General features: G+C 52.1%; 13 protein-coding genes. 10 read left to right on the forward strand and 3 right to left on the reverse strand.

Translation table 11 applies throughout. The annotated features are described in order from the left end of the window. Nucleotides 1–8 precede the first annotated feature (8 nt). From AWM70_RS00540 to bshB2, 9 genes are all read left to right on the forward strand, one after another. Complete coding sequence (locus AWM70_RS00540) at nt 9–908, forward strand: AraC family transcriptional regulator (RefSeq protein WP_068693406.1); 900 nt, start codon at nt 9–11, stop codon at nt 906–908. Next, nucleotides 905–2,725 carry a sensor histidine kinase gene (locus tag AWM70_RS00545; RefSeq protein WP_237167800.1) on the forward strand — a complete coding sequence of 607 codons (1,821 nt, stop codon included), beginning with the start codon at nt 905–907 and terminating at the stop codon, nt 2,723–2,725. The genes AWM70_RS00540 and AWM70_RS00545 overlap by 4 nt, the downstream gene beginning before the upstream one ends. After that, nucleotides 2,700–4,367: a response regulator gene (locus AWM70_RS00550; protein WP_068693408.1), complete on the forward strand. Its 1,668-nt coding sequence runs from the start codon at nt 2,700–2,702 to the stop codon at nt 4,365–4,367. The genes AWM70_RS00545 and AWM70_RS00550 overlap by 26 nt, the downstream gene beginning before the upstream one ends. Before the next feature lie 157 nt (nt 4,368–4,524). Continuing rightward, nucleotides 4,525–6,216 carry an extracellular solute-binding protein gene (locus AWM70_RS00555; protein WP_068693412.1) on the forward strand — a complete coding sequence of 564 codons (1,692 nt, stop codon included), beginning with the start codon at nt 4,525–4,527 and terminating at the stop codon, nt 6,214–6,216. 125 nt (nt 6,217–6,341) lie between these two features. Continuing rightward, nucleotides 6,342–7,199, forward strand: a complete 858-nt coding sequence (locus AWM70_RS00560; protein ID WP_068700210.1) for an ABC transporter permease — start codon at nt 6,342–6,344, stop codon at nt 7,197–7,199. Nucleotides 7,200–7,216: 17 nt separating this feature from the next. Next, nucleotides 7,217–8,098 (forward strand): carbohydrate ABC transporter permease, encoded by an 882-nt coding sequence (locus AWM70_RS00565; protein WP_068693415.1) that lies wholly within the window; start codon nt 7,217–7,219, stop codon nt 8,096–8,098. Nucleotides 8,099–8,421: 323 nt separating this feature from the next. Then, nucleotides 8,422–8,598 (forward strand): YjfB family protein, encoded by a 177-nt coding sequence (locus AWM70_RS00570; protein ID WP_068693420.1) that lies wholly within the window; start codon nt 8,422–8,424, stop codon nt 8,596–8,598. 283 nt (nt 8,599–8,881) lie between these two features. Continuing rightward, nucleotides 8,882–9,232 (forward strand): YojF family protein, encoded by a 351-nt coding sequence (locus AWM70_RS00575; protein WP_068693422.1) that lies wholly within the window; start codon nt 8,882–8,884, stop codon nt 9,230–9,232. 23 nt (nt 9,233–9,255) lie between these two features. Further along, nucleotides 9,256–9,927: a bacillithiol biosynthesis deacetylase BshB2 gene (gene bshB2 / locus AWM70_RS00580; protein ID WP_237167801.1), complete on the forward strand. Its 672-nt coding sequence runs from the start codon at nt 9,256–9,258 to the stop codon at nt 9,925–9,927. A 112-nt stretch (nt 9,928–10,039) separates the two neighbouring features. Here the strand turns inward: bshB2 and AWM70_RS00585 are convergent, their stop codons facing one another. Further along, nucleotides 10,040–10,876 carry a YitT family protein gene (locus tag AWM70_RS00585; RefSeq protein WP_068693424.1) on the reverse strand — a complete coding sequence of 279 codons (837 nt, stop codon included), beginning with the start codon at nt 10,874–10,876 and terminating at the stop codon, nt 10,040–10,042. Nucleotides 10,877–11,164: 288 nt separating this feature from the next. Then, complete coding sequence (locus AWM70_RS00590; protein WP_068693426.1) at nt 11,165–12,070, reverse strand: SDR family oxidoreductase; 906 nt, start codon at nt 12,068–12,070, stop codon at nt 11,165–11,167. 266 nt (nt 12,071–12,336) lie between these two features. On the opposite strand from AWM70_RS00590, the gene AWM70_RS00595 reads away from it, so the two are divergent. Next, nucleotides 12,337–12,921, forward strand: a complete 585-nt coding sequence (locus AWM70_RS00595) for a TetR/AcrR family transcriptional regulator (RefSeq protein WP_068693428.1) — start codon at nt 12,337–12,339, stop codon at nt 12,919–12,921. 146 nt (nt 12,922–13,067) lie between these two features. Here AWM70_RS00595 and AWM70_RS00600 read toward each other — a convergent pair whose 3' ends face one another. Then, entirely contained in the window at nt 13,068–13,925 is an 858-nt protein-coding gene (locus AWM70_RS00600) for an SDR family NAD(P)-dependent oxidoreductase (RefSeq protein ID WP_068693430.1), read from the reverse strand. Nucleotides 13,926–13,949 lie beyond the last annotated feature (24 nt).

Raw genomic sequence — 13,949 nt, forward strand, 5'->3', positions numbered from 1 at the left:
AATCAGAGATGAACAAACCAGCGGCCTTGCGTGAACCGATGGATATGCCGGATCCTTATTTTCCGGTCAAGCTGCATACCTGCCGACATGGCAGCTGCGGGCGGGAGATGTTTCCGCCGCATTGGCATGAGCATATGGAAGTGCTTTATTTTACGAAGGGAGAGGCCGTTATAGAATGCAATTCCGTCCCTTTCCGGGTCCGTGAGGGGGATGTGCTGATGCTGAACTGCAACGATCTGCACCAGGGAACCTCCCTTTCGGATGAAGTGGAATATTACGCCCTGATCTCCGACTTGTCCTTGCTGCAAAGCCCTTCGCCGGATGCGATGGAGGTGAAATATATAGCGCCGTTCGTCCAGAACCGGATTCTGTTCCAGCATCTGATCCGGGGCGACGAGTCGGTTACTGGAGTCATGGATGAAATTGTGCGGGAATTTGCGGATCAGCAGATCGGCTATGAGCTGGCGGTTAAATCTTCTATTTTCAAGCTGCTGACCTTGCTGCTGAGAGGCTACACGGCCGAGACGCCGAAGGCGTCCTCCGGCGACAATACCCGCAGGCGGAATTTGGAGCGGTTTGCTCCGATTTTTGAATATATCGAACAGCATTATCTGGAGGAAATCAGCGTCTCGCAGCTGTCCCGGTTCGCAGGTCTGAGCCGATTCCATTTCAGCAGGCTGTTCAGCGAGCTTACGGGACGAACCGTGACGGAATACGTCAACCATATCCGCATTTCGAAGTCGGAATATCTGCTTTGCAACACGGAGATGACGATCTCCGAAATCGCGCTGGCCTCCGGTTACCAGGATATTTCTTATTTCAGCCGGACCTTTAAGAAATTCAAAAGCGTTCCGCCTTCCGAGTTCAGAACGTTTGCTCCTGAAGGATCAGAAAGAGGGCGGCCGTGAAACGGCTCCTTCCCCTGCCGGCCGTCCCGCAGAATCAGGGTCCGCGCTTCGGGCGCAACTCACTGTTTTTCTGGATCGTATTTGCTTTTTTGCTGGCGATCGTGCCGGTGTATGTAGTGGCCATGGCTCTGAACGAATCCGGTTCGCGGAGCGTCAAGAAGGAAATTTCCAGCTCCATGCAGTCGCGGGCCCGGTTTTTTATGGGGACCTTGGAGCAGGAGCTGGGCAACACTGTGCTGCTGATGAACAATTTATCCCAGGACTCCGATTTTCAGAAGCTGGGCACGATCGCCCCGGCGCTAGGGCGGACGGAATATTTTCAGGCCGTGGAACGGGTTCAGGGCAAAATGCGGCTGCTCCAGAGCTCAAATCCTTATATTACGAGCGCCGAGGTTTATATTCCCCAAATCGAAAAAACGATCCGGGGCACGACCTACGTGGAGCCTATGGCTGAGAAACAGATTGAGGCCATTAGGCGGAAGTCGGCCAGCTATCTTTTTACATTCGAGGACAAGCTGCAAATGGGTCTAGTTTATCCGGAATACGGTTCATCCGGCAAATCTCCCAACTTTGCGATTCTGGTCACGCTGGATCGTTACCGGGTGCAGGAGGCGATGAAACAGGCGGTCGGCGGAAGCGGGGGCGCCGTTCTAACAGGGAATATGATTCCCTGGTCCGTGTCCGAAAGCTCTGAACCGGCTGCAGCCGAAATCGGGGACAAGCTGATGGGGCAAATTCAGGCGGGAAGCAGGGACCTGAAGGAGCTTTCGGGGAAAGTGATGCCGGTCAAAGTGAGTGGGACCCGTTATTGGGTGAGCGCCCAGCCATCGGACAAACTGGATGCCATGCTCGTCTTGTATGCGCCGGAGCGTCAGTTCCTGCAGTCGCTGGGCATGTACCGGTTTATCTTTACCGGTTTGTCCATCTTCTCTCTATTGATCGTATTGGCCTTCAGTGTGTGGATCTACAATCGGATTCATCAGCCCCTCAACCGGCTTGTCCGGGCCTTCCGGAGACTGAATATTGAGAACCTGCAGCAGGTGGAGCTCCATCATGGCCATCCGGACGAATTCCATTATCTGTACGAGCACTTTAATGAAATGGTTAAGCGGATGCAGATGCTCATTCAGGAGGTCTACAAGCAGAAGATTCATGCCCAGCGGTCCGAGCTCAAGCAGCTGCAATCGCAGATCAATCCGCATTTTTTGTATAACAGCTTTTTTACGCTGCATCAGATGGCGGAGATGTGGGACATCGACAATCTGGTGTTGTTTACCCGCCATCTGGGCGAATATTTCCGGTTTATTACCCGCAGTGCTTCGGACGAAGTGAAGCTGCAATCTGAGATTCAACACGCCCAATCCTACACGTCCATTCAGACGATCCGGTTTCACAGCTGGATTACGGTAGAGTGGGACCCGATTCCGCCTGGCTGGAGCAATCGTACGCTGCCGCTGTTAACCTTGCAGCCTTTAATCGAAAATGCCTATGAACACGGCTTGAAAAGCAAACAGGGGGACGGGAGAATCGAAATTCGAATGACGGCGGAGGTGGATGGCCTGCGACTGTCCATCGAGGATAACGGCGATGCTTTAACGGATAAACAATTATCCGGCTTAAAGGATAAGCTCCGCGGACCGGAAATGGAAGGAGAGGAAGTTACGGGACTGGTGAATGTACACCGCCGCCTTCAGCTGATGTTCGGCGGGCAGTCCGGACTTCAGTTGACCCGCGGCCTGCTTGGCGGCTTGCGGATCGAAATCATTTTGCCTTTGGAGGAGGAGACCCAGGATGTACCGGTTGCTGATCGTGGATGACGAACCTTTTATTGTGAAAGGGCTTACTTATTTGTGTGAGCACACCAGCCGGCTGGATCTGGAGGTTGAGCAGGCTTACTCCGCCGTTTCGGCCCTGGACAAGCTGGAACGGATGCCGGCTGACATCGTCCTTACGGATATCCGGATGCCGGGTTTAAGCGGATTGGAGCTGCAGAAGGCGATCCGCCAACGCTGGCCGAGGACCAAAGTGATTTTTCTGACCGGCTATGATGATTTTGCTTATATTCAGGAAGCCACCCGGGACGGCAGCGCGGATTATATTTTAAAAACCGAAGGCAATGCGGCCGTGCTGGCTGCCCTCAGGCGGACGATTGTTTTGCTGGAAGAAGAGTTTAATGCCTCCAGGCTGCTGGCGCAGGCGGAAGAGAGGATGGCGCGCACGCTTCCGCTGCTGCAGAGGCAGTTTCTGCTCGACCTGCTGTACGGTCAGGATATTGTTGAAGCCCCTCGCTCTCGCTCCCATTTTGCCGAACTGAAGTTTGAGCTGGACGAGACTGCTCCTTGTCTGCTGGTGCTCTGCAGGATCGACGAAAGCGCGGCCCTGGATCGGGGGATGAAGGCGAGATTCGGGTATGCCCTGGAGCAGCTGGCTCATGAGCTCATAGCGTCTTTTGCCCACATGGCTGCCATAGAATATGAGCCGTTTCGGAACGCCTGGTTCATTCAGGATACAGCTTGGGGCGGCAGTGTGACCGGAGGGAACCCCATGCAAAGCTTTAATCTGATCAAACATGCCTTGGAGCAGGTTCAGAACCGTTCCCGAGGCCTGCTGGGACTTCGGATCTCACTGGCTGTTGCCGGAGATTGGGTCTGCTGGAGGGAAATCCCCGGAAAGTTTGAAGACCTGAAGCTGCTGCTTGGAAGCGGATTGGGCTGCGGCGAAGAGACGCTGCTTGTCGAGCATGAGCCCCGCACCGGCAAAGGGCTGGCGGAACGAAGCAAAGACGCGGCAGTCCGGACCGTAACCAAAAAGGCGGAACTCATGCGCGCATCTCTTGAGCAAAGGGACCGCAGAGCTTTTGAAGAACTGCTGGAGGATTTGACAAGCTCCATATTCGAAGAGAATTCTCCGGCTGGAACGCTGGATAAAATCACTGTCTATTATCAGATCGTTTCGTTGTATTTCCCTTATATTCGCCAGGTTGAAAATGCATTGGATTCGGCCCGGGGCCGGTTTATCGACCTCGGCAGGCTGACCCGGTACGACAGCCATTCCTCATGGAAGGACGCAGCAGCTTATATCAGACAGATGGCGGATTGCATCTTTGAAAGCTTGGAGAACGGAAGAAACGAGCAGCAGCATGAGGTTATCGACAAGGTGAACTTATATATCGAGCAAAATTTATCGGGGGATCTCTCCTTAACACAGATTAGCGACAAGGTGGGCCATAATCCCTCTTATTTATCCAGGCTGTACAAGCAGGTAACCGGACAGGGATTATCTGAAGCGATTACAGCGGCGAGATTGGCGAAAGCCAAGCAGCTGCTGGAGGAAACGACGGATAAAATTCATGAAATCGCAGCCGCAGTCGGTTTTATTTCGCCGCCTTATTTCTATCGTTTCTTCAAGACGGCTACCCATTTGACTCCGCAGGAGTACAGAGAAATCACAAACAAGTAAACAAAAGATAGCAAAGTAAAGAGCTTAAACTAGATAGCTCTTTTTTTGTCCCCTTATACTTTTGTTAAGCCATTGTAAAGTTTTCTTCAGAACTAATGTCAAGTAACGGGTCTCATGCTGGCATGCAGTCCAACCCAATTACAAGGAGGTTAGCGGAATGAAGAGAAAGAAAAAAGGTTTGGCGCTGCTTACGGGTTTGCTGGTGATATCCATGGCGCTAAGCGGATGTGGAAGCGGTAACAGTAACGGGAAAAACAATAGCGCCGCAGGGGAGGCGTCTACTGGCGCAAACACCGCGGCCAGTGAGCCGGGTGATCCATTTGGCGCTTATAATCCGCCAGTAACCCTTTCCGCCGTAAAAATGCTGAGTGAAGAAGTGAAATTCCCGGAAGGGCAGGACATTGAACACAATGTCTGGAGCGACCTGTACAAACAGATGGGTATTGATGTGAAGTATAAATGGACGGTAACAGGGAGCGACCAATACGATTCCAAGCTGAATATCGCCATCGCATCCAAGGATCTGCCCGATTTTATGATGGTCAACGAAACACAGCTCAGACAGCTTGCCGATGCCGGACAGCTGGCTGATTTGACGGAAGCCTTCAACAACTACGCAAGCGACGATCTCAAAGCGGTCATGAAAATTGACGAAAATGCTTTGCCGTCCGCTACCTTTGACGGGAAGCTGCTCGCTATTCCGTCCACCCAGCCGGTGATCGGCGGTTCGGCTCCGCTCTTGTGGGTCCGGGCGGATTGGATGAAGAAGCTCGGCTTGCAGGCGCCAACAACGATGGACGACGTCGTGAAGATGGCCGAAGCTTTCGCTGCAAACGACCCGGACGGCAACGGAAAAGCCGATACTTACGGCCTCGGGCTGACTCAGAAGATCGGGCAGAGCACGGACAGCATCGGCATTTTCAACGGATACGGAGCTTATCCGCAAATCTGGGTGGATGACGGCTCAGGCGGCCTCCAATACGGCAGCATCCAGCCGGAAATGAAAGAGGCGCTGGCTACGCTGCAGAAGATGTATGCAGAGAAGCTGATCGACCCGGAATTCGGCGTGAAGGATACGGTAAAAATGTTCGAAACCATTACCTCCAATAAACTCGGCATGGTGGTGGGGCCAAGCTGGTATCCGGCGTGGCCGTTCTGGGATATGGTGAAAGCCGACCCGTCGGTCGATTGGGTATCTTATCCGATGCCTTCGGTAAAAGGCGGCGAAGCTACCGTCCAAATGCCGTTCTCTGTTTCCCAATATTATGTGTTAAAGAAAGGCTACAGCCATCCCGAGCTGATCGTAAAGCTGGCCAATCTGTATTACCAGAAGCTGTACAGCGATGAAGCCGAATTTGATAAATACGGACAAGTCACCACGGCGACCGATTCGATCGGGGTTAATAAATATTCGCTGGTTGAGGTCGTGAATCCAAATAAGGATTTGATCCGCCAGCAGGAGCTGGAGGAGGCGCTCAAAAGTAAAAGCGACGCCGGCATTTCCAGCTCGGAGACCAAAATCATGTTTAAGGAATTCAAGACGTATCTGGACGGAACCAATCCGGCCGGCTGGTCGGGTTATGCTGCCAACGGTCCGGACGGTGCGATGAAGCAGCTGCGCATTCTGAACGATGCCGGAAAAGTCATCAGCAACGGATTCGTCGGGGCTCCTACAGAAACCATGGCTGAGAAAAAGGTAACGCTCGACAAGCTTGAAATCGAAACGTTCACCAAGATCATCACCGGCGAAGCATCCTTGGATTCCTTCGATTCCTTCGTGAAGAGCTGGAAATCGCTTGGAGGGGACCAGATTACGAAGGAAGTTAACGAATGGAAAACCTCACATTAACTTCTGAGCGGCACAAAGGGGAGGAACCTTCAGGGGTTCCTTCCTCTCCCGGAGAAACGGTCCCTTCGCCGGGCAGAAGGTCCGCTTTGTCGCTGCAGCTGGGAAGGCAGTGGCCGCTGCATCTCATGGTTCTGCCGGCCGTTGTGATTGTGCTGATCTATTGTTATTGGCCGATGGTGGGCATCATTATGGCTTTTCAGAAGTTTGACCCGTTCAAAGGCATGCTCCATTCCAAATGGATTGGACTTGATAATTTCAAGTATGTATTCGCTTTGCCGGATACGCCGCATGTCATCTTCAATACGATCTTTATTGCGGCGATGAAGATCGTTGCCGGGCTGGTCGTACCCATCACGATAGCCCTGCTGCTGAACGAGCTGCGGAGCGAATTGATCAAACGTGGTGTGCAGACGCTGATTTATTTGCCGCATTTCTTGTCATGGGTTATTCTCGGCGGCATTTTCATTGATATTCTGTCGCCGACCACCGGGATTGTTAATCAGCTCCTGGGCCTGTTCGGCATAGAGCCGATCTTTTTCCTGGGCAGCAACGCCTGGTTTCCTTATACGCTTGTTGTGACCGACGTTTGGAAGGAATTCGGGTTCAGCACGATCGTTTATCTGGCGGCCCTGACGTCCATCGACCCTTCGCTGTACGAAGCGGCCACGATGGACGGGGCCAGCCGCTGGAAGCAGACCTGGCACGTCACGCTGCCCGGCATGCTGCCGATCATTATTTTGCTGGCTACACTCAGCCTGGGCAACGTGCTGAATGCCGGCTTTGACCAGGTGTTCAATATGTACAGCCCAACCGTATATGAAAGCGGGGACATTCTCGATACCCTGATCTATCGGATAGGCCTGGAAAATGCGCAATACGGCGTGGCTACGGCAATCGGCCTGTTCAAGTCGGTCGTTTCGCTGATCTTTATCGTCACTTCTTACAGCCTTGCATCCAAATTTGCGAACTATCGAATCTTCTAGCGGAGGAGGTCAAGCCGATGCATCTGATGACACCCGGACGCAAAGTTTTTCTCGTCCTCAATTATACCCTGCTGATCGGGATCGGCCTGCTCTGTCTGCTGCCGATAGTGCATATCCTCGCCGTTTCGCTCAGCTCCAAAGGGGCGGCCACAACGGGAGCGGTAAAGCTTTGGCCCATCGAGTTCACTTGGAGCTCCTACGAATATGTACTGAACCGGCCCCAGTTTCTGGCGTCCATGTGGATCAGCGTTCAGAGGGTGCTCCTGGGAACGGCAATCAGTATGCTGCTTACGCTTCTGACGGCGTATCCGCTGTCCAAGGAATCCTCACAATTCAGATTCCGGACGGGTTACGCGTGGTTTTTTGTCTTCACTACGCTGTTCTCCGGCGGGTTGATTCCCTGGTACGTAACCGTCAGGGATACCGGACTGGTGGATACGTTGTGGGCCTTAATTATTCCCAACGCTGTAGGCGTATTTAACGTTATATTGCTGCTCAACTTCTTTAGGGGTCTGCCGAAGGAATTGGAGGAATCCTGTTTTATAGACGGAGGCAGCTACTGGACCAGCTTGTGGAAAATATACGCCCCGCTGTCTTTGCCTTCCTTGGCCACGGTTACGCTGTTTACGATGGTGGGTCATTGGAACTCCTGGTTTGACGGGCTGATCTTAATGAATTCCCCTGACAACTATCCGCTATCGTCCTATTTGCAGACCGTCATCGTGCAGGAAGACCTGTCGCATATGAATGCGGATCAAGCGGCGGCGATGGCCGACGTGTCCAACCGGACATTCAAGGCTGCCCAAATCTTCGTAGGCTCCCTTCCGATTCTGGTGGTTTATCCTTTCCTGCAGCGATATTTCGTGAAGGGTATAGTGCTGGGGAGCGTGAAGGGATAGAAAGAAATGATGCCTTTTAACAAAGCAGGCAAGCCTTTGGGCGTGCCTGCTTTGTTATCTGCTGTTCAAGTTAGTGTTTTCAATTTCGGAGACTTTAACAGGGAATAGAGGAATGAAATCTCGGCCCAAGCAGCTCAAATCGAACAAACGAAAGTTTATTCTGCCAGCCTGGGCGAATCGGGTCTGCACAGCATGAATCTGCTTGATTCTGCTTGATTCGGGCCTTCTTTTAATAGGATAGGAACGAAATGTAAACTTTCTGCCCCGGGGTCAATTCAGGCTGCCTGCTGACCGATAACAAGAACAGAGGAGGGAGGAAGAAGATGGATATTCCAGCAATGTCTATGTCAATGAGCCAAGCCAAGCTTGCTCAGGCGGTTAGCGTACAAGTGATGTCTATGGCGAAAGACCAGGCCCAAATCCAGGGGCAGAATCTGGTACAAATGATGGAGAAGAGCAGCAACCCCAATCTGGGGAAAAATCTCGATATCTCCATTTAGCAGCCAGAGTTGCCCTTAGTCCGAAACAAGCAGGCATGCCTTCAGGGGCATACCTGCTTTGTTTTTTTGCGAGATATCAGCATATTCCGGGGTCTCGGGAGTCTCAATCCCTCCCGGCCGTGGTGTGAAGCAATCCGGGACGTAATGTGATAAAATAATTAGGTTGCTAGACATTTAACCGCAGAATGCCGATTCGGCTTTGCCTCGCCTGGGAAGAGAACAGGGCAGGCTGCAAGCTTGAAGGGCGATGCTAAACAGATTGCTATAGATGGAGGGGAATAAGATGCTGCCGATTGATCCGGAGTATATTCAACAGAGAATTGAACAGATGAAAGACCAAGACTTATATATCCATCTTGAGCTGACGAACGGAGCTTATGCGGCGCATAACGATGCGTCCAGACATCCGGCCGCCAACTTTATTAAGAACGCGGTTATTCGCTACGTCCATGGCGGGATTTCCGGTGTCGGCCCTTATTACCGGGTCGGATTGAAGATGGAGCAGGGCTGGATTTATTCCGAAGGTTTGACCCATTATGAAGAGACGGAGAATGACCGGCTTATTCTGGCAGGGCATGACAAGGACGGAAAGCTTGTCGTGGCCTTGCAGATCAGCCCGTACCCTTTTGAATAAAGTCAAGGAATGGAGATGAGGAGATGATCACCGATATGGAACGTTTCGATAATCACCGTGTGCTGGTCGTGCTGCCTCACCCGGACGATGAAAGCTTCGGCGTCTCGGGAAGTTTGGCCAAATACGTGAAGAACGGCTCCCGGGTTACATACGCCTGTTTGACCCTTGGGCAAATGGCACGCAATATGGGCAGCCCTTTATTTGCGAACCGCATTACGCTGCCTGAAATCCGCAAGGAGGAGCTGGCGCAGTCCTGCAGGGCCATCGGCATTCAGGATTTGCGGATGCTTGGCTTCCACGATAAAACGATTGAATTCGAAGAGCGGGAACTGCTGGACGGGGCAATTTCAGCTTTGATCGAAGAGCTTGGCCCAACGGTTATTTATACTTTTTATCCCGGTTACGCGGTTCACCCCGATCATGATGCAACAGGAGCCGCCGTTGTCCGCTGCGTAGAGAACCTGCCGGCCGAAAGAAGACCGGTTGTCCGCGCCATGGCGTTCTCCAGAGGCTGCGAAGACATCATCGGGCCGCCTGACGTCCGGGTGGATGTCAAGGATTTCGTGAAACAGAAAGTGGCCTCGGTGCAGTCGCACAAATCGCAGTTCTGGGTGCCTGAGCTTAAGAAAGCCAGCCAGAAAGAGTTGGAGGACCGTTTCGGCACGGAGCGGTTCTGGACCTTGAAATTCGATTGACTGTTAAGTGCTGATGTTTGACTGTTGACTTGACGGTTGCTTGTAAGGAAATCTTAATAGACTAAAAGCCCGGCACATATCCCTGTACCGGGCTTTTAGTCTATTAAGCGCCTTACTTCGAAATGTCCAAAAATCCTTCCCCAAACACGTCACGCACGTCGTGAATGGTAATAAAGGCCGCCGGATCGACGGCTTTTACAATCTTTTTCAGCGGGGAGACCTCCTGTTTGCTAATGACGATATAAAGGACTTCCTTCGGATTTTTGGTGTAATAGCCATGGCCCGACAGCACGGTAACGCCGCGGTCCATTTGGGTAATGACCCTCTCGGCAATGTCGTCCTGCTTCTCCGAAATGATCGTTACCGCCTTCTTGGGGTTCAGTCCTTCGATGATGAAGTCCATCACTTTCGTACCCACATACAAAATGACGATGGTTAACATCAACTTCTCCGCACCGATAATAAAATAGGAGGAGAAGGCAACGATCAGATCAAAAAACAACAGCGCGTAGCTGATATTCCAATCGAGATATTTATTGGCGATCCGGGCCAGAATCACGGTTCCCGCCGTAGTGCCGCCTACCCGCACGATCAAGCCTATTCCCAGTCCCACCAGCACGCCAGCAAAGATGGCATTAACGGTCAATTCGTTGGATTGAACCCTCCAGTTTGCCGTCAAATGCAGAAACAGGGAATTAAAGGCGACGGCAATGATCGTGTACAGCGTGGTCCGCCGGTCCAGAAATCTGTAGCCGACAATCAGCAGAAACCCGTTGATAACGATATTGACAATAGAAGGCGACCATTGAAACAAATAATATAAAATGATGGTGACCCCGGTTACGCCGCCCTCGCCAAATTCATTTGGGATAACAAACAGGTTGACGGCCAGAGCGAATAAAAAGGCACCTAAAATGATAAACGCGATATCCGCAGCTTTCTTCTTCATAACTTACTCTAATCCTCTCTGCAAGCATGTCTCCATTTACAACCAGATCATCGTATCGACTTCCTTCATCAAAGTCAATACGACTTTGACACTTTACTTTGTTATCTAATTCACTCGGGAAAGAAGATTAAGGGTTTCCTGTCTCAAAAAAATAAGATTGGCGAGACGGCTGGTTCCAGCGCCGGCCAATCATAAAAAAGCACCCGATAGGGTGCCTCTGCAAATGAAATTTAATGAAATTTTATTTGTGCGTAGACGTTAGACTCGCTGGTTTTGAGCTTGTGATACTCATTGCTGTCCGGCTTCTTTGTAGGCTCCGGCCATGATGTCCTCAATTAGAGTAGGGCCGGTTGGTCTCCATCCGAGCAGTTCCCGTGTGCGTTCGCTGGATCCGGTCATGGACAAATTAAAGAAACTGCCGACAAATCCGAAGTGCCCATCGGCATCTTCCTCCGCGATCGAGGCAACCGGAATGTCGAAGGCGCGCCCGATGGCTTCGGCGATCACCCGGGTAGTGATGGCTTCTTCTGCGATTGCATGCAAGCGTGAACCGGCGGGCGCTTTCTCGAGTCCCAGCCGAATGAGACGGGCGGCATCGGATTGGTGTACGGCGGACCAAACGTTGGAACCGTCACCGATGTACCCGGACACGCCTTGCTTGCGCGCAGCGGAAATCAGGAAATGGATGAATCCCCAGTCTCCAGTCCCGTGGACCGATGGGGCAAATCTGGTGATGATAGTCCGCACTCCACGATTGACGTAATCGAGAGCGAGATTCTCGGCGCCTCCCCGATCGGAGTCCGCACCGACAGCCGGCGAAGGATCGGTTTCCAGCACCATCCGGCCCTCAACCAACCCGGAGATGCCATTAGCGACTATAAAAGGCCGGTCGGTACCGGCCAAGGTTTCGGCAAGAGTTTCGACTGCCGCGCGCTCAGCGCGGTCCGACTCTGCCGGATTGGCCCAGTCGTGTTTGTTGGCCAGATGAATGACCGCTTCGGCCCCAGCCGCCCCCCGGCGAAGGGAGTCAAGATCATCAAGATCCCCGCGCAAAGCCGCTGCCCCTTTTGCTTCAAGCAGTGCCGCAGAGGCATCCGACCGAGCTAATCCGACTACCTTGTAGCCGGCTCGCAGCAGTTCATCTACAGTGGCTGATCCAATCCAGCCGGTTGCTCCGGTAACAAATACATTCATGTTTTTACCTCCTTGCAGCCATTCGAATGGCTGCCATTTCTATTTTTTTCGGTCCTCGCATCGCCCGGAATCCAAGCCGACATCAGGGTTGTTTATAGTTTCGAGACACCGTGTAACTTAATATAACAAATACAATACATAGTGTCCAGTAATTTATTTTGAAGAACAAACAGGAAGGGGATCAAGGAGAAATAAGACACTTCGTCCGTCTATGTGTTTGAATGTGGACAATGAGCGTAATGTCCATGTATAGTTGAGGCATGAATATGAATACAGAACATGCTCATGGCGGCCGCCCTCGAAGCGAGGAGGCCAGGGCGGCAATTTTGAATGCGGTCGATGATCTTTTGGTCGAAATCGGCTATGCGGCAATGACGATGAAGGGCATCGCTGAAAGGGCTGGAGTGTCCCGCCAAACCGTTTATCGGTGGTGGTCGCACAAAGCGGAAATTCTATTTGAAGCCAGCGCAGCTGATGCCGAAGAAGAGCTTTCGATTGACCCTGCAGGGGATAAACTTAGCGATCTTACGGCCTATTTGGAAGCGCTTGTCCGCTTTCTTGCACACTCCCCGGCAGGCGCCGCTTATCGGGCGCTTTTGGGCGAAGCGCAGCACGATTCTGCCGTGGCGGAACTTCTATCCGTGAAGGACCTCCTTGGCGATAGCGCCCGGGTTGTGCTTGAGCGTATGTTCGGACAAGATGAGCTTCCGGTCCCGCTTGATCAGGCCACTGCTTTGTTGATCGGACCGAGCTTTTTCTGGATTTTGAGCGGACGCAATCCTGCTCAGCTCGTTCCGCGGAAACTGGCTGCGGACTTCCTTCAAGACCTCCAGTCACGCCAGTCGCCTTGAAACGAAGGTTTGCCCGGAAGCAGCCGGGTCTTACTGGCGAATGGCAGCCAACCGTGCTTGAGGTCATAGGGGCAAGCCCGATAAGCCCCTGAAGCCAAAAAGCGGGATGGAAAACATTATGTTTTCCATTCCGCTTTTGTTGTAGCTTAACTTTGTATTTGCAAATAATCCTGTTGATAAATCGTATGGACTCTTTCCAGGACAGCGTTTGCTTGATCTCTGAATTTTAATTCGGCAATCTGGCCCTTCATCAGAAACACGCCTGTTTCCTCCCGGTGTTCCCCGAAAGCGCCCTCGTACAATCTGCCGGCTCCTTGCGTGGGCGGCGGGAAAAACAGCTTCATCAAAGCTTTAACCAGGAGAGGCAGGCCGGAATTTTTCCCTTTTCTTAACGTATTGTTGCTGCCCGGATCAACGCTGCGGATCTTGATTTGGTCCTTGGCCAGTTGAGGAGCAACAGCTTCTGTCCACAGCGAGAGGGCCAGTTTGGAAGCTGAGTATGGGCCCAGCAGCTTGCGGAACGTTTTGGGGTGCTCCAGGATTTCAAGGTTAAACTTTTTTGTAAAATTCAGTGCTGAAGAGGAAGTGTTGATAACCGTTTTAAAATGGCTGCTTGCGATAAGTTCCTTTAATTCGTTCAACAGGATATAAGGCACAACCGTCATCAGCTCATAATGCAGCTCGCGTCCCTGACTGGAGTAGCTCAGCTCCGAAAAGGAGCCGCCGGCGTTGTTAAATAAGACATCGATCCGCCGCTCTTTTTCTTTGATCGTTTTGATCGTCTTGTGTAAGCCGGCGTAATCGGCAAGATTTGCCGTCTTATAAACCCGCAGCTGCCCTTTTGCGGCCGCTTGCCCGATCTGCTTATCGTCTGACGGAAAGTCGGAGCGGGTCAAAGCAATTACCTGCCAATCCTCCGCCAGCAGCTTTCGGGTTAACTCAAGGCCGATCCCGGCGTTTGCGCCTGTTATCAATGCGATATGTTCACGCGGGTTGTTATTCATTCTAAATCTCCTCCTGTTAGTGGG

It is taken from the genome of Paenibacillus yonginensis (assembly GCF_001685395.1).
Classification (GTDB): domain Bacteria; phylum Bacillota; class Bacilli; order Paenibacillales; family Paenibacillaceae; genus Fontibacillus; species Fontibacillus yonginensis.

Bases quoted from the DNA above. Each gene is read 5' to 3' on its own strand.
- AWM70_RS00540 (WP_068693406.1), top strand. From the start codon at position 9: ATGAACAAACCAGCGGCCTTGCGTGAACCGATGGATATGCCGGATCCT.
- AWM70_RS00550 (WP_068693408.1), top strand. From the start codon at position 2,700: ATGTACCGGTTGCTGATCGTGGATGACGAACCTTTTATTGTGAAAGGG.
- AWM70_RS00555 (WP_068693412.1), top strand. From the start codon at position 4,525: ATGAAGAGAAAGAAAAAAGGTTTGGCGCTGCTTACGGGTTTGCTGGTG.
- AWM70_RS00560 (WP_068700210.1), top strand. From the start codon at position 6,342: ATGGTTCTGCCGGCCGTTGTGATTGTGCTGATCTATTGTTATTGGCCG.
- AWM70_RS00565 (WP_068693415.1), top strand. From the start codon at position 7,217: ATGCATCTGATGACACCCGGACGCAAAGTTTTTCTCGTCCTCAATTAT.
- AWM70_RS00570 (WP_068693420.1), top strand. From the start codon at position 8,422: ATGGATATTCCAGCAATGTCTATGTCAATGAGCCAAGCCAAGCTTGCT.
- AWM70_RS00575 (WP_068693422.1), top strand. From the start codon at position 8,882: ATGCTGCCGATTGATCCGGAGTATATTCAACAGAGAATTGAACAGATG.
- bshB2 (WP_237167801.1), top strand. From the start codon at position 9,256: ATGATCACCGATATGGAACGTTTCGATAATCACCGTGTGCTGGTCGTG.
- AWM70_RS00585 (WP_068693424.1), bottom strand. From the start codon at position 10,876: ATGAAGAAGAAAGCTGCGGATATCGCGTTTATCATTTTAGGTGCCTTT.
- AWM70_RS00590 (WP_068693426.1), bottom strand. From the start codon at position 12,070: ATGAATGTATTTGTTACCGGAGCAACCGGCTGGATTGGATCAGCCACT.
- AWM70_RS00595 (WP_068693428.1), top strand. From the start codon at position 12,337: ATGAATACAGAACATGCTCATGGCGGCCGCCCTCGAAGCGAGGAGGCC.
- AWM70_RS00600 (WP_068693430.1), bottom strand. From the start codon at position 13,925: ATGAATAACAACCCGCGTGAACATATCGCATTGATAACAGGCGCAAAC.